This window comes from Undibacterium sp. GrIS 1.2 (genome assembly GCF_040544435.1).
GTDB lineage: Bacteria > Pseudomonadota > Gammaproteobacteria > Burkholderiales > Burkholderiaceae_D > Undibacterium.
This window is the reverse complement of the sequence record NZ_JBEONP010000023.1, coordinates 14,018-32,642: the sequence shown is the minus strand read 5'-3', so window position 1 is coordinate 32,642 and position 18,625 is coordinate 14,018. Positions and strand designations below refer to the sequence as shown.

At 46.7% G+C, this 18,625-nt stretch carries 16 protein-coding genes and 1 pseudogene; 7 read left to right on the top strand and 10 right to left on the bottom strand.

Going from position 1 to position 18,625, the window contains the following annotated elements; all coding sequences use genetic code 11:
- Nucleotides 1-3: 3 nt before the first annotated feature.
- The 3 genes from AAKU61_RS11730 to AAKU61_RS11720 are packed head-to-tail and all read right to left on the bottom strand — an operon-like array spanning nt 4 to nt 2,627.
- A complete protein-coding gene (locus AAKU61_RS11730) occupies nt 4-1,458 on the bottom strand; it encodes a hypothetical protein (protein ID WP_354332407.1) in 1,455 nt (484 codons plus the stop codon).
- Nucleotides 1,459-1,500: 42 nt separating this feature from the next.
- Entirely contained in the window at nt 1,501-1,770 is a 270-nt protein-coding gene (locus tag AAKU61_RS11725) for a PAAR domain-containing protein (RefSeq protein ID WP_354332405.1), read from the bottom strand.
- A 17-nt stretch (nt 1,771-1,787) separates the two neighbouring features.
- The gene (locus AAKU61_RS11720) at nt 1,788-2,627 is read right to left on the bottom strand and encodes a M15 family metallopeptidase (RefSeq protein ID WP_354332403.1); all 840 of its coding nucleotides are present in this window, start codon (nt 2,625-2,627) and stop codon (nt 1,788-1,790) included.
- A gap of 182 nt (nt 2,628-2,809) precedes the next feature.
- Between AAKU61_RS11720 and AAKU61_RS11715 the strand changes: the two genes are divergently transcribed.
- Complete coding sequence (locus AAKU61_RS11715; protein ID WP_354332401.1) at nt 2,810-3,802, top strand: hypothetical protein; 993 nt, start codon at nt 2,810-2,812, stop codon at nt 3,800-3,802.
- Between the two features lie 119 nt (nt 3,803-3,921).
- Here the strand turns inward: AAKU61_RS11715 and AAKU61_RS11710 are convergent.
- Nucleotides 3,922-4,821, bottom strand: a pseudogene (locus tag AAKU61_RS11710) (LysR family transcriptional regulator).
- 194 nt (nt 4,822-5,015) lie between these two features.
- On the opposite strand from AAKU61_RS11710, the gene AAKU61_RS11705 reads away from it, so the two are divergent.
- Nucleotides 5,016-5,843 carry an SDR family NAD(P)-dependent oxidoreductase gene (locus AAKU61_RS11705; protein WP_354332399.1) on the top strand — a complete coding sequence of 276 codons (828 nt, stop codon included), beginning with the start codon at nt 5,016-5,018 and terminating at the stop codon, nt 5,841-5,843.
- A 200-nt stretch (nt 5,844-6,043) separates the two neighbouring features.
- Here the strand turns inward: AAKU61_RS11705 and AAKU61_RS11700 are convergent, their stop codons facing one another.
- Nucleotides 6,044-6,532, bottom strand: coding sequence for a DUF1579 domain-containing protein (locus AAKU61_RS11700; RefSeq protein ID WP_354332397.1), 489 nt, complete (start codon nt 6,530-6,532; stop codon nt 6,044-6,046).
- Nucleotides 6,533-6,657: 125 nt separating this feature from the next.
- Here AAKU61_RS11700 and AAKU61_RS11695 point away from each other — a divergent pair, with 125 nt between their 5' ends.
- Both AAKU61_RS11695 and AAKU61_RS11690 read left to right on the top strand, forming a co-directional pair.
- Complete coding sequence (locus tag AAKU61_RS11695; protein WP_354332395.1) at nt 6,658-7,602, top strand: helix-turn-helix transcriptional regulator; 945 nt, start codon at nt 6,658-6,660, stop codon at nt 7,600-7,602.
- A 134-nt stretch (nt 7,603-7,736) separates the two neighbouring features.
- Nucleotides 7,737-8,621 (top strand): DMT family transporter, encoded by an 885-nt coding sequence (locus AAKU61_RS11690; RefSeq protein WP_354332393.1) that lies wholly within the window; start codon nt 7,737-7,739, stop codon nt 8,619-8,621.
- Nucleotides 8,622-8,809: 188 nt separating this feature from the next.
- On the opposite strand, the gene AAKU61_RS11685 is transcribed toward AAKU61_RS11690, so the two are convergent.
- The 4 genes from AAKU61_RS11685 to mfd form a co-directional block, all read right to left on the bottom strand.
- Nucleotides 8,810-10,072 carry an acyl-CoA dehydrogenase family protein gene (locus tag AAKU61_RS11685; RefSeq protein ID WP_322118879.1) on the bottom strand — a complete coding sequence of 421 codons (1,263 nt, stop codon included), beginning with the start codon at nt 10,070-10,072 and terminating at the stop codon, nt 8,810-8,812.
- Between the two features lie 106 nt (nt 10,073-10,178).
- Nucleotides 10,179-11,255, bottom strand: a complete 1,077-nt coding sequence (locus tag AAKU61_RS11680; protein WP_354332391.1) for a phosphotransferase — start codon at nt 11,253-11,255, stop codon at nt 10,179-10,181.
- Between the two features lie 285 nt (nt 11,256-11,540).
- The gene (gene serB / locus AAKU61_RS11675) at nt 11,541-12,419 is read right to left on the bottom strand and encodes a phosphoserine phosphatase SerB (protein ID WP_354332389.1); all 879 of its coding nucleotides are present in this window, start codon (nt 12,417-12,419) and stop codon (nt 11,541-11,543) included.
- Nucleotides 12,420-12,454: 35 nt separating this feature from the next.
- Nucleotides 12,455-15,889 (bottom strand): transcription-repair coupling factor, encoded by a 3,435-nt coding sequence (mfd, locus tag AAKU61_RS11670; protein WP_354332387.1) that lies wholly within the window; start codon nt 15,887-15,889, stop codon nt 12,455-12,457.
- A gap of 193 nt (nt 15,890-16,082) precedes the next feature.
- On the opposite strand from mfd, the gene ispD reads away from it, so the two are divergent.
- The 3 genes from ispD (at nt 16,083) to AAKU61_RS11655 (ending at nt 17,819) form a co-directional block, all read left to right on the top strand.
- Entirely contained in the window at nt 16,083-16,820 is a 738-nt protein-coding gene (gene ispD / locus AAKU61_RS11665; RefSeq protein WP_354332475.1) for a 2-C-methyl-D-erythritol 4-phosphate cytidylyltransferase, read from the top strand.
- A gap of 116 nt (nt 16,821-16,936) precedes the next feature.
- Nucleotides 16,937-17,467, top strand: a complete 531-nt coding sequence (gene ispF / locus AAKU61_RS11660) for a 2-C-methyl-D-erythritol 2,4-cyclodiphosphate synthase (RefSeq protein WP_354332385.1) — start codon at nt 16,937-16,939, stop codon at nt 17,465-17,467.
- 43 nt (nt 17,468-17,510) lie between these two features.
- Nucleotides 17,511-17,819 (top strand): DUF4404 family protein, encoded by a 309-nt coding sequence (locus AAKU61_RS11655; RefSeq protein ID WP_354332383.1) that lies wholly within the window; start codon nt 17,511-17,513, stop codon nt 17,817-17,819.
- Nucleotides 17,820-17,969: 150 nt separating this feature from the next.
- On the opposite strand, the gene AAKU61_RS11650 is transcribed toward AAKU61_RS11655, so the two are convergent.
- The gene (locus AAKU61_RS11650; protein WP_354332381.1) at nt 17,970-18,617 is read right to left on the bottom strand and encodes a VTT domain-containing protein; all 648 of its coding nucleotides are present in this window, start codon (nt 18,615-18,617) and stop codon (nt 17,970-17,972) included.
- Nucleotides 18,618-18,625: the final 8 nt, after the last annotated feature.

The following is an 18,625-nucleotide window of genomic DNA, read 5'->3' as shown; positions in this document are numbered from 1 at the left end:
AACTCAAGCGGCATTATTCGCCATAGTATTTTTTAAAGAACTAACCAGAGCGACGGCACGTTTGTGACTGTCGTTATTACTGATACACACAGCAATTCCCGAGTTATTGATAACTTCATAGTGTCCCAAAACCAGAGAAAGTAAGCCTGCGGTCGGTCCTATGGTTCCGCAGCTTGCAGCAATTTTCATGTATTGCGTGCTTGGCTCCAGATGGGGCAAGGCTTGGGCTCCAAAATCCATTAATTCCATCATTCTGCTGGGGCGTAGATCTGTGTCTGAAGCGAGCAGTGTTATCTGCTCTGCTGTAACGCCGCTTATTGTAAGAGCTTGTTGGGTTATCTCAATCGTCGTATCGTCAGGCTTAAGGCCAGCATTATCAGCAGATTTTTTTAGTACATTTTGTAAAACCCGGCTTATTTTGGCGCTAATTTCTGGGTTAAGTAATTGTGTTTGTTGATGGTCGCCCAACAATAATGCTGCTGCAGCTTCTCCTGGGATGAAGAGATTGTTTCCTTGCTGATCCACTAATTTTCCAGCACTCTCCCAGCTTTCTACCGTATTTGAACCAATGTGCGACTCACAGGCAATGATGAGGCTAAAGCATGAATGTGATTGCTGGAAAGAATCCAGCATAAGTCGATCAACCGTAGCCAGTACTTTGGTTGGGGAAGATTGACGTTCTGAACGTAAACTCAGCTTTTCAACTGGCCATCCTTGCAGCGTCACCAGATGACTAAACCATTCTGTTACCTGATTACTTTGCTCTGTTGACCAACTCTCTGGCAATAGTGCTATGAGTTGCATTGTCGGTAGCGCAACTGCATCACGCTTGCCTTCGGCTGCTGCTAAATATTTTTCAAGTAAAGTGTGTTGAGTCGATTCTTGCGCAAGTTCAATCACTACTTCACTACCGATAATGATTGCCCGCAATTGCTCTTCAGTCCATTCTTTATTCGAGCGTTGATGTGTACTTGACCATTCGTTAAATGCTGTAATTTGATTAATTACATCAATAGAGGCGATGCGCCCTGAAAGTATTGGGTAGCCTTCAGAATTGGTCAATTCAGGATCAAGCTTAAAAGCTTTTTTACTAGACTTTAAGGTCTCAGCCAACTCTTCTGCCGAGTTGCCGCATGAACTCCTGATAGCGGAGGCTATGATCGCGATTGATAAATTTTTCTCGGAATCAATTCTGTTATCTTGAGCCGAGTCCGTGCCAGCAGATGTGACATCAGAAGTGGGGGATAGATTGACTGTAGTTTTGGCCATTGCAAACGTAATTAATTTACTGATCAGCCAGATACCGATGAGTGCACCAACTGGCATGCCAATAAAATACAGCGCCAGTTCTGAAGAGCTTGGCATGCGATTGCTGGAGCGCCAATAGTAGGCCACTGCCAGCCACACCAGCGCAAAGGTTCCGATAATCACTAAACTACGACTAAGCCAGCTACGCATCAAACTATGTTCCCTATACACATATATTAAAAATTAATCTCATTAAATCAGATCAACGGTCGCTTGCTGGCTCGCAATCAATACTGCACCGCATCCGGTTTTATCACCATCACGTGCAACAGGTTTTCCATCTACGATAAATGTCTGATCGCCACTAACGATAGTGGTTGTCCCGTGACCTTTAATTGGACAAGACACTTTGTCACCAAGCCTTGCAATTGGAATCCCGCCGCTATCACTTTGCGTTGACGCTTCGATCACTACACCGTTATGGGAGGTTTTATCACCCAGGCGAATTACTGGTTTTGACATATTTTCTCCATTTCAATTTATTTTTTCAGGACATTAGGTAAATGTAATTCGGCATGTCCAAAATCCATCATTTTCCAACGCCCACCCCAAGTCAATCCTACTGACTCTGCGACTTCCCCGAATAATTCATACCCTTTCATTGCCCAGGGATCTTTTTCAGAAATCACCAATTTCCCATCGCGGAAAAATGCGCAATCCGCCGCCAAACCATATTGATGATAACTTTGGAAAGCAGAGGCATTGGTCACATTTGCCCCTAGTTTTGCGAGCATATTTTGCCGCTCTGGACTACGATAACCCTCAATGATTGCCATGTCGTAGCCATGTTTTTCCTTCATAATTTTAAAAGCCATTAACAAGCGCTGTTTGAAGTCGCTATTCAAAAGCTCCCAATTGCGGCTTGCACTGCTTAGCATTGGTCTTTCCAGCAATACCTCTTGCGTAGAAAAGATTGCCGGTGGCAGGGGAGCTGGCGCTACAAGTTGCTCGCCTTTAAGCAACTCAGCGATTTGCATATTGACTTCGCGATCAGTTGACTCATATCCGTCCAATGTATTTTGATGACTTAGCATCAGTGCTACTAACGGCGGTATTGCAATAATCGAGATGGCGGCGACGCAAATCAGGTAATGCCGCTTTACCGCTGTTATTGCCTGATTAAATTTTGTCCTTGTTGCGCTTCCCAAAGTAAGCGATTTCTCAGTTGCATTTTGTTCCAGCCTGGAAAATCGTTGTCCTATCAGCAACCCGACGCTCGCTATTGTTGCTGCAAATACTTCGCGTCCCGCAGGGAACAACAATAACCAAGCGGCAAAACAAGCGAGCAAAAAATACAAACCAACGATTAAAAAAAACACGATTACCCTGTCATAACAACATTTATTTGCGGATTACTACTTATTTATATTACATTGCTAATTAAATAATTGGTATTATGATCATGAAAGAACGTAATTTACCATGTATTTACTTTTTAGTAATGCCGTAATTATAACTAATTGCGAGGTAATTTTGTCATTTTGTTACAAGGAGTTTAATTTTGGGCAGTCCTGAAGAAGCAAAAAGTAGCTCGTCAAAGCCTAGTTTGTTATCAACTAGTACCAGTGCAGATAGCGCCAATGTGCAAAGTAGCCGTATTTTGTCTGGACTTGAAAGTAGTGGGCGTATAAACCAAAGCGTAGCCCGACCGAAAAAGCGTCGCAATTGGAGTCTGGGAATTGGTGCTGTTGCTATCGTAATTGCTGGTATTGCTGCTTTTTTTATATTTGACGATTCAACTGAGCCAACACAGGCAGCTCGACCAAGTGATCAACTTGCCACTGCAACGACCGCCACTGTAAATCCTAAAAATATTCCTGCTGCCAGTGCTGAGCCGGCTCCCTTAGCTAATTCCGCCTCTACTGCGCAGACAAATCAAGCTAGTGAACAAGAGACAGGAAAAATCTCTGGCTTGGCCGCGCTGATCGTGAATGACAATGGCGAGCAATCTAAAGCAAATAGTCTCGATAGCATGCTGGCAGCCACAGCTACTGGCACGGCATTAGTTTCAGCGACCAAGAATAAATCAGCTTTGTCAGATGAAAAGAAAAAGAAGAGCTCTGCATCGACCAAAATACTTGCATCGAATGACAAGCAAGAAAAATCAAAATCGGTAGATAAGGCCAAAAAAATAGCAACTTCTACAACGAGCGCTTCATCAGACAAAGTTAAGTCATCATCTCGGTCTTCTAGTCAAGCTGCAGACAGTGATGTCGCTCTGATTGCTGCAATCGTCGCTCATGACAAAGCTTTGCCAGTGCCCGCATCGGATAACAGTAAGGCGAGTTCGGATAAAATTAAAGTGGATGAACGTAGCCGGGATATCGTCGAAAGAAAACCCGGCGATACGACCGAAAGTCTTCTGCAACGCTGTAAGAATCTGGGTTCTTTGGAAGGTGGATTATGCCGCTCTCGTATATGCGCAGGGCGCTGGAGTTCAGATGCAGCGTGCGCCCCTTTTGGCAATGCAGCAAAGGTATCTGAAGCCAATTAATTTAAATGCAAGTTAGTAGATTAATTTGTTCCGAGACATAACCCATATTAATTCTTTGATCGTTAATGTTTGCTGCTAGCAAGTCAAAAAATTATTGGGCATTCTAATTTAAAAGTTTATCAAACCAAATAAGGCTGAACCAGTTGCGTCAGCCATGTCATCCAGCTTTGTGTACGTTTGGGTAAATGGCGGCGGTTGGCGTAAAGCAGGGATAGCGGCATTGCCTCTGCCGTATAGTCGCCTAGGACTTCGATCAAACGACCTTGCTGAATTAGTTCTCGTGTGCCGATTTCCGGTGCCTGAATGATGCCAAAACCAGCCAGGCAGGCTGCTTGATAGGCGTCGCTGTTGTTGACAGTGATGGTGCCCGACATGGCAATCGTTTTTGTTTTGCCGCCGTCCGTGTACTCAAAACCAACTGGCTTGCCACCAAAGTTGCTGGTGTAGTGTATCAATTTGTGCTGCGCCAGATCTTCCAGCTTATGTGGCGTGCCGTATTCTTGTAGGTAAGCTGGGCTGGCGCAATTAATCTGCCGCAAATTTCCCAGCGGACGGGCGATCAATGCGCTATCCGTCAGATTGCCGACCCGCATTACACAATCAAAACCTTCCCTTATCAAATCAACCCGGCGATCGGTGCTGCTTAACTCGACCTCCAAGCGCGGGTGTAGTTGTAAAAATTCTGGCAGATGCGGAATAACGATATTTCTGGCGAAGGCACTCGGCAAATCCATGCGCAAACGTCAGCTGATCTGGCCTTCACCTTGCTGGAATAGCGCTTGCAGTTCTTCCATATCCGCCAGCATGTCTTTGCTGCGTTCATAGAATAGGACGCCATCCTGTGTCATTTGTACGTTACGCGTGGTGCGATGTAGCAAGCGTGTGCCGACCAAGGTCTCCAGTTGTTTTACCGCCGTCGAGATACTCGCTTTGGGCAATCCCAGACTATCTGCCGCCTGAGTGAAACTGGCCAGTTCTGCCACTCGAACATAAATTTGCATAGCCTCTAAACGATTCATCCGCTGCTTTCTTTAGTTTTTACGCTTGTTGACCCTAATCAACGCTGTTGACTGCTATTAGTCGTTTGATGGTCACTTGATTGTTCGCATTAAACGAACAGTGCAATCATTTAACTGGGCTTTATTTGAATAATTCTAATCTATAAACTCGCTTCATCCCATCTGAGATGGGCAAACCCAACCGGAGCAGAATCATGAGCACAATCAATCAAGTACCCACTGGCCAAACTAACGACCAGTCAAGCAGCCACACAAGCGCATTAACAACCACAAAAATCGCTCTCATTACTGGCGGTAGTCGCGGCCTTGGCAAAAGCGCCGCCTTAAAACTGGCACAACAAGGCGTTGATATCATCCTCACTTACCAAAGTAAACAAGCAGACGCCTTAGCTGTCATCTCTCAGATTAAAGCAATGGGTCGTAATGCCGCCGCTTTGCAATTAGATGTGGGTAAGGCCTCGACGTTTGCGGCCTTCACAAATCAGGTCGAACAAACACTAGAACAACAATGGCAGCGCAAGCAGTTTGATTTTTTGCTCAACAACGCTGGCGTCGGCTCACATGCGACTATTGCAGATACGACCGAAGCGCAATTCGACAATCTGGTCAACATACACTTTAAAGGCGTATTTTTCTTGACCCAGCATTTGCTACCGCTGATCGCTGACCACGGACGCATACTCAACGTATCAACAGGTTTAACCAGATTTGCACTGCCAGGCTATGCCGCATATGCCTCGATGAAAGGCGCTATCGAAGTGCTGACTAAATATCTGGCAAAAGAACTGGGTGCACGCGGCATCGCGGTCAACGTCATCGCCCCCGGTGCAATTGAAACCGATTTTAGCGGAGGTGCAGTCAGAGACAATGCGCAGCTAAACAGTTTTGTTGCTAGCCAAACTGCACTCGGAAGAGTAGGGCTGCCAGACGACATCGGCGGCGCAATCGCTGCGCTATTGTCTGAGAATAGTGGCTGGGTGAATGCACAGAGGATTGAGGCTTCTGGTGGGATGTTTTTGTAGGCGACTAAACACCTAGTCAAAAATCGAAAAGAATACCTAGTGTTTGTGGCTTATTGGCTTGTTAATTTCCGCAAAAATTAACAAGCCAGTTTCGTACAATAAAAACGAAAGCTAAATAACACTTAGATCGACTATATTCAGTCTCTCCGAAAGTTATAGCATTTAAATGTAAGCGGGATTAAATGTCAGAGAGCATAAAATTATGCTTGTCTACTAAAATCCATGACCCAGTTTGTCTCCCAAGTCTCGCCAGCGTCTGCAGAAAATGCCTGCTCCCAGCGCGGCATATCCGGTACGGGTTGAGTCCACAGAAATCTAAGTCGAATTGCTTTCCCATTAAAAGTATCCTCGGCGTAAAACCTGCCGATACCATTCTCAAATTGTCCGACCACCGGCACATCCAAATTACCAGGATTACGTCCGTCTAGCCACCAGATTGACCATGTTCCGCTTGCTGGGTTATATGAACGTATCGTTGCTGCGTGATAAGTTCCTTCTGGTAGAACGAGAATATTGTCGTCAAAATTGCCTAGCCCGCCAAGAATTTTTTGAGTAATGCATGAGCCAGTAAATTCAAGCCATTCATTACTGTTTGCTAGTCGTTCTTTAAGGCGTCTATGCGCAACATTCCAGCGACCAATGAAGAAGTCAAAGTCAGATGCATTTGAAGTAGTAATCAGAGTTTCCATCTCTTTCCATTCATAAATTTATGTTCCACAATGGGAGCAAATGTAGGCCTAAAAACCATAGAATATAGGTAATATAGGACAAAATTAGCCCTATTAATCCCATCTTATTGATTTCAATTTTATATATGGCACAAGCTGCAACTCGCGTACTCGCAGCACTAGAATTACTGCAAACGTACGGCCAACTAAGCGGCGCGGAAATGGCTGAAAAACTGGGATTAGATCGACGCACGTTACGACGTTACATCGTGACATTAGAAGAAATCGGTATTCCCATAATGACTGAGCGTGGCCGATATGGCGGGTATTCGCTGATGCCTGGCTACAAGTTACCACCGATGATGTTCACCGATGATGAGGCATTAGCCTTAGCGTTGGGATTACTTGCTGCGCGCAACTTGGGCTTCTCTGGAGCCGTACCGGCCGTAGCCAGTGCTCAAGCGAAATTAGAACGGATCATGCCAGTCAAGCTGCAACAACGTTTAAGAGCAATTGATCAATCAGTCCAACTTGATTTGGTGAGAGCTACTTCACCAGAAGATAACGCGGCACTAGTGACATTGAGTGCTGCGACGATGGAGTTGCGACGGGTTCATCTGCATTATTGCTCCGCGCAAGCTCATCATAGCGAGCGCAATTTTGATCCTTACGGCCTAGTGTTCTATTTAGGTTTTTGGTATGTGATTGGTATGTGTCATTTACGCGCCGGAATACGGACTTTCAGGCTTGACCGCATTAGTGCCGTAGAGCTTTTAAGCGATATTTTTCAACGACCTGTCAGCTTTAATGCATTGAATTATTTACGCGAATCTATGGCAATAATACCGCGTACATTTTCTATTAATGTATTGCTGAAAACTGACCTAACAACAGCACGTGATCATTTGTTTGATGCGATTGGTTTATTGGAGCAGACTGACTTTGGCGTCTTATTGCATAACCAGTCCGACAATTTAAATTGGTTCGCACGACAATTAGTGTCGCTACCTTTTGAGTGGGATATCCAAACTCCAGTAGAGCTGCGTGACGTGGTAATCGCGTTGGCGAAACACATATTGAAATCTGTTTAGTCACAACATAACCAGACAGTATGACTATCGCTAATAATTCGTGAGCATATGTCATTTAAGCGGATAAGTTTGTTTTCAATCAATCGATAAAAATTTTAAAAATGCTTTCTAATCAAACAAAATCCCTACAAGCCATGCTAGCTCTGCATCTTGCCGTATTTTTATTCGGTAGTGCAGGCGTATTGGGCAAGGCTTTGGCGGTGAGTTCTTTGTTGCTGGTATTTGGACGTACTTTGTTTGCCGCCTTGAGTTTGCTGCCCGTCCTGTTGGTGCAGCGGCAGTTGTCCTTACGCGGCATTCCTAAAACCGTGATCTTGTGCGGGGTGTTGCTGGCGGTGCATTGGCTGAGTTTTTTTGCGTCGCTGAAGGTGGCTCCGGTCGCTTATGGTTTGATGGGTTTTGCGAGTTTTCCCCTGTTTGTGGCTTGGCTAGAACCTTGGTTGTTTAAAGAAAAGCGGCTTGGTAGTGATTGGATCTCGGCGCTAGCGGTGGTGATCGGTATGGCGGTGATGGTGAGCGATTCAGGACCGTTGGTAGATGGTTTGCCAGGGCAGGGCGATGCGGTGCTTGGTTTATTATTGGGTGTGGTATCGGGTTTGAGCTTTGCTTTACTGGCGCTGGCAAACCGGTGGCAGGGCGAAGACATTCCGCCTTTTAAACTGGCATTTTTGCAAAACAGCGTGGCTTGTCTGAGCTTGTTACCATTTGTGATTTTTTACGACGCCGTCCTTAATGTGTCGATGGGCGTCTGGTGGGGATTGATTTTGCTTGGCGTGGTGTTCACCGCCTTATCGCATGGTTTGTTTATGTTTAGTTTGCGTCATGTGCCTACCCGATTTGCGAGTTTAATGACTTCGCTGGAACCAGTGTATGGAATTATGCTGGCATTTTTTATCTTGAATGAGGTGCCGTCAGTGCAGGCAATGATCGGTTGTGTGATCGTCTTGCTGGCGACGACGGTGGCAACTTATTGGCATTCTCGCGTAGATTTTTCTGATATAAATAAGAGAGAATTTTAATATACTCCCCATTAAATATTAAAGATATTGGCTATAGACCAATGATCTTATGGACAGTTAATATATACATACTGGGAGTATATTTTACCTATTGCATAGTTTGAATGTTGGTTGAAAAAAAGCGTGTCGCTCTTAATAGAGCCGACACGCTTTTTGTAATATGCCTTCCAGCATGATCAACTGATCAATTACGAACGAGTAATAGGCAAGCTCAATTCTTCGCCAGGTAGTGACATGTGTTTTGCCAGCTCTAATTTGGCGATCGCATTCCGGTGCACTTCATCCGGGCCGTCGGCCAGACGCAAGGTACGGTTGCCTGCCCATTGCGCTGCAAGTGGGAAGTCGCCCGATACGCCGCCTGCGCCGTGCGCCTGAATTGCCCAGTCCAGTACCTGTTGAGTCACATTCGGTGCTAATACTTTGATCATAGCGATTTCTGCCTGGGCAAACTTATTACCGACGGTATCCATCAGGTACGCTGCTTTCATCGTCAACAAACGTGCTGTGTCGATCTGAATACGGGATTCTGCTATCCGCTCACGCCAGATACTTTGCTCCGAGACTTTTTTACCAAAAGCGACCCGGCTGTTCAGACGTTTACACATCAGTTCCAGCGCACGCTCTGCAACGCCGATGGCACGCATACAGTGGTGAATACGGCCAGGGCCAAGACGACCTTGAGCGATTTCAAAACCACGGCCTTCACCTAGCAATAGATTGGATGCCGGCACCCGTACGTTTTCAAACAAAATTTCACAATGGCCATGTGGTGCATCGTCATAACCAAAGACCGGCAGAGGACGTACGACAGTAATGCCAGGTGTTTTGGCATCAACCAGTATCATTGATTGTTGTGAATGACGTGCCGCATTGAAATCGGTTTTGCCCATCAAAATATAGACGGAGCAGCGTGGATCGCCCGCGCCAGAGATCCACCATTTGTGGCCATTGATCACATAATGATCGCCATCGCGGTCGATGCGGGTTTCAATATTAGTGGCGTCGGATGAGGCGACGCCAGGTTCTGTCATGGCAAATGCAGAGCGGATTTCACCGCGCAGCAAAGGCTCTAGCCATTGTTTTTTATGTTCTTCGGAACCATAGCGTTCGATGGTTTCCATATTGCCGGTATCGGGTGCGGAACAATTGAATACTTCGGGTGCCCAACTGACTTTACCCATGATTTCGCACAACGGTGCGTAATCCAGATTGGATAAACCTTCTGGCGCGCGCGCTGATTTTGGCAGGAACAGATTCCACAAACCTTGCTCACGTGCTTTTGGCTTGAGGTCTTCAATGATTTTAGTAGCAATCCAGCGATTACCTTTTTCTGTGCCGTTGCGGTCGATTTCTTCTTTGTAGGCTTTCTCGTTCGGATAGATATGCTGATCCATGAACTTGAGTAATTTACTTTGTAGTTCCTTGCAACGGTCTGAGTATTCAAATTCCATGCTTGTCTCCTGATGGGTTTGTCTTGCTATTATTGCTGTTGATATGCATTTTTTTAACTGCTTGCTTTGTTTCTTTAGGCTCGTTCAACATTTGCCTTAAAGCCTATTACTTATTCGCGTAACTCCAGCCCAATTCCGCCATAGGACGCGCGGCTTCGCCAGATTTTTTGGCTTGTGCGCTGGATGCTGTGCCATCGACATAACGCTTCATAATGCCTTGCAAAATACCTGCCATACGGAACATGTTGTAGGCGAGATAGAAGCTGAAATCCTCCTGACGTATCGTCTTACCCGTACGCTCGCAATATTTGGCGATATATTCTTGCTCGCTAGGGATGCCGAGCGCTTGATGATCCAGACCTTTAATGCCACGGAACTGCCCAGCGGTGACATGCCAGCTCATGCAGTGATAAGAGAAGTCTGCAAGCGGATGGCCGAGGGTAGATAATTCCCAATCCAATACCGCCAAAATGCGTGGTTCAGTTTTATGGAACATCATATTATCCAGACGATAATCACCGTGAACGATGCTGGTGTCGTCGCCAGGAGGAATATTATTAGGCAACCAGGCGATCAGGTTATCCATTGCCTCAATTTTTTCGGTTTCTGACGCTTTATATTGCTTGGTCCAGCGATCAATCTGGCGTGCAAAATAATTGCCAGGTCGGCCATAGTCTGCCAAACCAATTGCGGCGTAATCAATCGTATGCAATTGCGAGATAACGCGGTTCATCTCATCATAAATCTCGGCTCGTTGGGATGGCGTCATACCAGGCAAGGATTGATCCCATAGTACGCGGCCATCGACAAATTCCATGATATAAAAAGCGCGACCGATGACGTCTTCATCAGTGCACAATGCATATTGTTTAGCAGCGGGGAAACCCGCCTTATTCAACGCATTCATGACTTTAAACTCACGTTCAATTGCATGTGCTGAGGGAAGTAATTTAGCGACCGGACCGGGTTTGGCACGCATTACATACCGTTGGCTGGGTTGATTGCCAGCGGTGATTTTGAAAGTGGGATTGGACTGACCGCCTTTGAATTGCTCTACCGTCATGCCATCTGCGGCTTTTGCATCAAAGCCTTCTACATGCTGGCGCATGTAATCCGCCAGTGTAGCTACATCAAATTTTTGGCGATCGGCAACGGGCATTGTGCCCATAAATTCTTCAAACATCTTGTCTCCTGTTTTACTGCAGTTTGGTGTTTTTATTTTATGAGGAATTAAGTAAAACCGCGCCAGTTGCGTTGTAGCTCCAAGTATTAGTCACATCGGTAGGATGTGTACCGTCGCCGCTATGCTTTAATGGAATAATTTTACGTAAGTCTTACTTATAAAACTATTTTAGCTCAAAAAATCGTACGTCCGTACTATTTTTATTTCGTGTACTACTAAGGCAAAAAAATAGACCAAAAAAAGCCCGCTTAAAGACGGGCTATTTATTTTTATAGTCAGCTGATTTTATTCCTGATGAAAAGCATGTAAGACATTCAGCATCCCATCCAGGCCCACAAAGTTAAGCGCCACATCTGCTTGTGCTCTGACGATAGGTTTTGCGCGAAAGGCGACTGACATGCCTGAGATACTCATCATCTTCAAATCATTGGCACCATCACCCATGACGATGACTTGATCGGTGGTGATACCCATTTCGGCGGCGACACGTTCTACCGTATTTTGTTTTTCTATTGCGTCGACGATGCCACCGACGACCTTACCGGTCAGTTTGCCTTGATCAATTTCCAGCACGTTTGCATGGGTATAGTCCAGGTTCAAACGAGTCTTCATGCGGTCGGTAAAGAAGGTAAATCCACCAGAGACCAGCAAAGTTTTCAACCCGGCTTGCTGTACCGTCTTCAGCATCTTTTCTACGCCTGACGATAACTGCAAACGCTCGTCATAGACTTTTTGCAACGCGCCAGCATCCAGACCTTTTAATAGCGCAACCCGACGCGTCAGACTTTCTTGAAATTCAATCTCACCACGCATGGCAGCTTCGGTAATTTCCGATACTTGTGGTTTCAGCCCTTGCATATCAGCGATTTCATCAATGCATTCAATCGTAATCAAGGTGGAATCCATATCCATCGCGACCAGCTTAAAGTCAGCTAAGGTACGAGGCAGGTCGCTAAAACTCACATCAAGATGCGCTGCAAGGCAATCTGCTTCAATTTGCGCTTTCAGCACGTTAAGCTCTTTATCGCAGCGCAGATTGTCGAGGCGGACTGCATGCGTTCCAATCGCAAGAATGCGTTCTGCATGGGTTATGCTGGCGATATGCTTGATCAGCGCAAGATCGCTTTTTAAAATTTGCCGTAAGCCTTGTATCGTTAAATGCATTTTTATTTTGAGTGATGTAAGTTGATATTAGGAGCTTAATGCAATGCACGTAAGGTTGCTTTAATTTGTGCAACCCGCGCTGCCAAGTCTGGCATATTGGCAGTAATGCGCAATTTGTCCTGACCATTAATTTTAATATGCTTATTTTTTTGCACCAATTCGATAATCTTCATCGCATCAATCGGCGGTTTGGGTTCGAATTGCAAGGTGGCGGCTTCGGTATGAGCATCAATTTTGATGATACCTAAAGGTTTGGCCGCGACACGCAGTCGGTGCGTTTCTAGTAAAGATTTCACCGGTTCTGGCAATTTGCCAAAGCGATCAATCATTTCTTCTTGCAAATTGTCGATGGCGTCTTGCTTGGTGCAATTGGCGAGACGTTTATAGATCGATAGCCTCTCATTAACATCACCGCAAAAGTCGTTTGGTAGCAGGGCAGGGATGTGCAGATTAATTTCTGTCGTGCTGGATAAAGGTGCAGCCAGATCCGGTTCTTTACCATTTTTGAGCGAGCGCACTGCTTCGTTCAACATGTCTGAGTAAAGTTGGAAGCCGATCTCATGCATTTCGCCAGACTGGTTATCGCCTAAGACTTCACCCGCACCGCGGATTTCTAAATCGTGCATAGCCAGATAAAAACCGCTACCCAGCTCTTCCATCTGCTGAATCGCTTCCAGCCGTCGATCCGCTTGTTTGGTCAGGGTTTGTACGTCGTTCACCAGCAGGTAAGCATAAGCCTGATGATGTGAGCGGCCCACACGTCCACGCAATTGATGCAGCTGTGCCAGACCAAATTTATCTGCCCGGTGCATGATGATGGTATTGGCTGTTGGAACGTCGATACCCGTCTCAATAATCGTGGTGCAGAGCAAAATATTATGGCGCTGGGCGACAAAATCACGCATGACTTTTTCCAGATCGCGCTCATGCATTTGACCATGGGCGACTACCACACGGGCCTCTGGAATAAGGGCCTCTAACATCGCTTTGCGGTTTTGTATCGTATCGACTTCGTTGTGCAGGAAATACACTTGTCCGCCGCGTTTTAGCTCGCGCAGACAGGCCTCACGTATAACAGAATCGTTCTCGCTACGCACAAAAGTTTTGATCGCTAGTCGTTTTTGCGGCGCCGTCGCGATGATGGAGAAATCACGCAAGCCTTCTAGCGCCATGCCCAAAGTACGTGGAATTGGCGTAGCAGTTAGTGTTAATACATCGACTTCCGCGCGTAGCGATTTAAGCGCTTCTTTCTGACGCACACCAAAGCGGTGTTCTTCGTCAATAATCACTAATCCCAGACGTGAAAATTTGACATCATTAGACAGTAATTTATGAGTGCCAATCACAATATCCAAAGTGCCGTCGCCCATGCCTTTGATCGCAAGGGCGATTTCTTTACCAGAGCGGAAACGCGATAACTCGGCAATTTTTACAGGCCAGTTAGCAAAACGATCGGCAAATGTCTGCGCATGCTGTTCGGCTAATAGTGTGGTCGGCGCGAGGATGGCGACTTGTTTGCCGCCCATGACCGCGACAAAGGCAGCACGTAAAGCGACTTCTGTTTTGCCAAAACCAACGTCGCCGCAAATCAGTCGGTCCATTGGTTTGCCGGACGTCATGTCACCGATGACGGCGGTAATGGCAGCAGCCTGATCAACGGTTTCTTCAAAGCCAAAGCTGTCGGCAAAGGCTTCGTAATCTTTGTGTGAATACTCGAACGCATGGCCTTGGCGCAAAGCGCGGCGCGCATACAAGTTGAGTAATTCTGCGGCGGTATCGCGGATTTGTTGCGCTGCTTTGCGTTTGGCTTTTTCCCATTGACCAGAACCTAGGCTATGCAATGGCGCATCATCAGGCGAAGCGCCGGAGTAGCGGGAGATGACATGCAACTGCGATACGGGCACATACAGTTTGGTATCTTTGGCGTATTCCAGATGCAAAAACTCCGTTTCGCCTTCGCCCAGATCCATGCTGATCAAGCCCATATAGCGACCGATACCGTGATTGCTGTGTACCACCGGATCACCGATTTTTAGCTCGGACAAATCGCGCACCATGTGCTCGACCTGAGTGACAGCTTCTTGCTTTTTACGACCAATACGCTTGCCCGATCCGGCGTATAACTCGGCTTCGGTGATGAAGGCAACGCCATCGGCTAATATAAAGCCCGAATGCAAAGGCGCAACGCCCAGCATAAGTTTGTCGCTGCCTGTGATGAAGTCATCATAGCCTTCACACAGCGTCAGGCGAATATCGTATTCATTGAAATATTGTTGCAGCGTCTCGCGTCGGCCTAAGGTTTCCGCGCAGATCATTACGCGTTTGTCTGTTTGCAACAAAAATGAGCGCAAATTGGTGAGCGGATCATCGGCGCGACGATTGACGGCAATATCAGGCAACAGACCAGAAATTTCTGAATTGGCCTTGGATACAGCGTCGCCAGTCGTGATCACCCAGCGCGACAATGACTTCAGTTCAGTAAAAAAATTCTCGTCACTTAAGAAAATTGATTCTGGCGGTAAAACCGGACGTTCGCGGTCGGATTTGAGAAATTGATAACGTGAGCGGGTATCTACCCAAAAGCGCTGGATGGCTTCATCAATCTCACCGATCAGTGTGAAGTGCGTATGTTTTGGCAGATAGTCGAATAAGGTCGCGCTTTCTTCAAAAAACAGCGGCAGATAATATTCAATCCCGGCAGAAGCTATGCCGCTGCCGATATCTTTGTACACCATGGAGCGCGAAGGGTCGCCTTCAAAGGTCTCGCGCCAGCGACCACGGAACGCCGTTCGAGCCGCTTCGTCCATAGGGAATTCACGACCTGGCAATAAACGTACTTCACGCACCGGATACAAAGAGCGCTGCGTATCGGCATCAAAAGTGCGGATGGTTTCGATGCTGTCACCGAATAAATCGAGTCGATACGGCAGGACCGAGCCCATAGGGAACAAATCGATCAAACCGCCACGCACTGAGTATTCGCCAGGCGACATCACTTGCGATACGTGGGTATAACCTGCCAGCGTTAGTTGCGTTTTAAGCTTGGCTTCATTCAGGGTTTCGCCCTGTTTGAAGAAAAACGTGTAGGCAGCTAAAAATGAGGGAGGTGCCATCCGCACCAGCGCTGTGGTAGCAGGCACTAGCAAAACATCACAATTACCATTTTGGATTTCATGCAGGGTCGATAATCGTTCCGACACCAGATCCTGGTGCGGTGAAAACGCATCGTAAGGCAAGGTCTCCCAATCAGGCAGCAAATGGCAGCGTAGCGTCGGCACAAACCAGGGGATTTCATCCAGCAGACGTTGTGCATCTGCCGGATTGGCGACCACCACGCTGAGCATGCGCTGCTGCGCTTTGAGTGCAATTGCCGCTTGCGCTAATGCATAAGCGTCGGCGGAACCATGTAATGTGGGGAGTACAAAGCGATTGCCCGCTTTAGGAAGCGACTTAACGAGATCAAATGACATTGCGGAGTTGGTTGGCTATTCTGTGTGGCTGGGGGTATCGCACTATAAGATAGGAGCATGGTAACAATTGATTAATATTGAAACTATTACTGTTCATGCCCGCAAATGCGTTTTGCCACCAAGATGTTGGAGGTTAAAATGTGTCCCAATTATAAACGAAGCTGAACCAGCTTTTTTGGAGCATCCTGCTTTGATGACATCTGTCCCGAAAATTACAACACCAACGGCTCCAGTGACTTACTTTGCGCTAATCCCCGCCGCAGGTATTGGCGCCCGCATGGGTGGCGCTGTGCCTAAACAGTACCTGACCGTCGCCGGTCAAACCATTTTGCGCCACACGGTGCAGGCATTTTTGGCCTCACCGCTGATCAGCCACACCTATGTAGTGGTCAGCGCGGAAGATGTTTATGTGGAACAGGCGCTGGCCGGACTGGATAAGGTCAGCATCCTGCGCTGTGGTGGTGCGACACGGCGTGAAACCGTGCGGAATGGACTCGATGCTATAGAGTCTCATAACAAGCTAATTGGCAAAATCGGCGAACAAGATTGGGTATTGGTCCATGACGCGGCACGTCCGGGATTGACGCCGGCTCTGATCAGCAAGTTGATTGAGCAAGTCGGCAACCATACAACTGGAGGTTTGCTGGCGCTACCGGTGGTCGATACAGTCAAACGTATGGCCAATGGCAAAGTCACGACGATTAGCCGAGACGGGTTGTGGCTGGCGCAAACGCCGCAAATGTTTCGGCATGCTGCGCTGAGTGCTGCGTTAGATGCAAGCTTACATGCCGCAGTCGAAATAACCGATGAATCCAGCGCGATGGAAGCTACCGGACAGATTCCTATGCTGGTCGAAGGGCATGCCTGTAATCTGAAGGTGACCTTGCCTAGCGATCTGGCTTTGCTTGAATCCTATCTAATTTCTTCTTAAAGCGTATATTTATACTGGGATGTAGTATTATTTATTGTCCATGTGATATAAGGACATAAATGCCATTTACTGCCTATACTCCCCTAATTTGACATATTTTGTATTTTAAGAATGCTATGACTGAACCATCGAACAGAATTGAAGCTTCCGCTGAAACACCTACCTTTCCGCCATTCAGAATCGGCCAGGGATACGATTGCCATGCCTTAGTAACAGGGCGTAAATTGATTATTGGCGGTGTCGATATTCCACATACAATCGGTTTGCTTGGGCATTCAGACGCGGATGTGTTGCTGCATGCAATTACGGATGCATTGTTTGGTGCAGCTGCTTTGGGGGATATTGGCCGCCATTTTCCAGATACCGACAAACAATTTTCCGGTGCGGATTCGCGCGTGCTCTTGCGTGAAGCGGTTGCACGTCTGCGCAAGGCCGGCTATCAGGTGGGCAATCTCGATGCGACCATCATCGCACAAGCACCTAAAATGGCCCCTCATATACCCGGTATGGTTGCCAATATTGCCGCAGACTTACAAATCAGCATTGCCCAAGTCAATATCAAAGCAAAAACCAACGAGCGTCTTGGCTACCTGGGCAGGGAAGAGGGCATCGCCGCCGAGGCAGTGGTGCTGGTGTTTCGTAACTGACGGGACTACACTGAATACAGAATCATTGACTGGAGAACTAAAAATGGACAAACAAAACCTGAAAGATTTGCTCAAGCAATTACACGAAGGTTTGCAAGAAGGTGCAGGAACGGGCGGGCAAGAGGGCGCACAAGTAGTGGACACGGCAGATGTCGAACTGAGATCGTTGTTAAAAGAACTCAGTAATGATATTCATCATGTTTTAGATAAAGATGACAGCCCGGACGATCCGGTCTTTGCCGCCTTAAGCGAAAGATCGCAAGAACTATCAGCAAAATTTGCAGCGCAACATCCTAAGCTGGAACCAGTCTTACGTGAGCTTGGTGGTATGTTAGAGAAAATTGGGATTTGATTTTTAACATCTGATTTCCAAAGTGAGTAAAAATAAAAAGCCCGAAGTCGATTCGGGCTTTTTATTTGAGGTATCGACATAAATCGATGCAGGTATACGCAATCCGTAGCTGCCATTTTCTATCACTGGCATCGCTCATTTTTTACAGAGTTAAGTGACAGATCCGTTGTTTTTAATGAACTTCCATAATCCGCCAATCACCAGCGAACCAACTCCTGCACCAACGCCCAGTAAAACAATCGCGTTGAGATGATTGTGAATCAATGGAATATTGCCAAAAAAGTACCCACCCAACACCAGCGAAATCACCCAGATCGCAGCACCTGCAACATTAAATAATTGAAATTTAGAAAAAGTCATATTCGAAACGCCGGCAATAAACGGGGCAAAGGTGCGAACCACCGCAATGAAAGGCGACATGATGAAGGTGACTCCTCCATGATTCTCATAAAACGTATGAGTTTTTTGCAGCGCGGAACGATTGAGCCATTTGTAATTTTTGGCAAATACTTTCTGTCCGATCGCATGACCGATCCAGTAGTTGATTGTGCTGCCAGTAACAGCGGCGATAAATAATAGTGGTATCAGTACGCCGGCATGCAATGTGCCGGTAGCGCAAAACGTGCCGCTGATGAAGAGTAAAGGGTCTCCCGGAAGAAAAAATAACGGCAATACCGCCATTTCTAAAAATACGATGGCAAATATGACGCCATATACCAGAGCGCCATATCGATCGCTAATGGCTCCGAGGTAATGATCAAAGTGCAAGACGAGGTCGCCCAGTTGCGTGAAGTTCATTTTTTCCT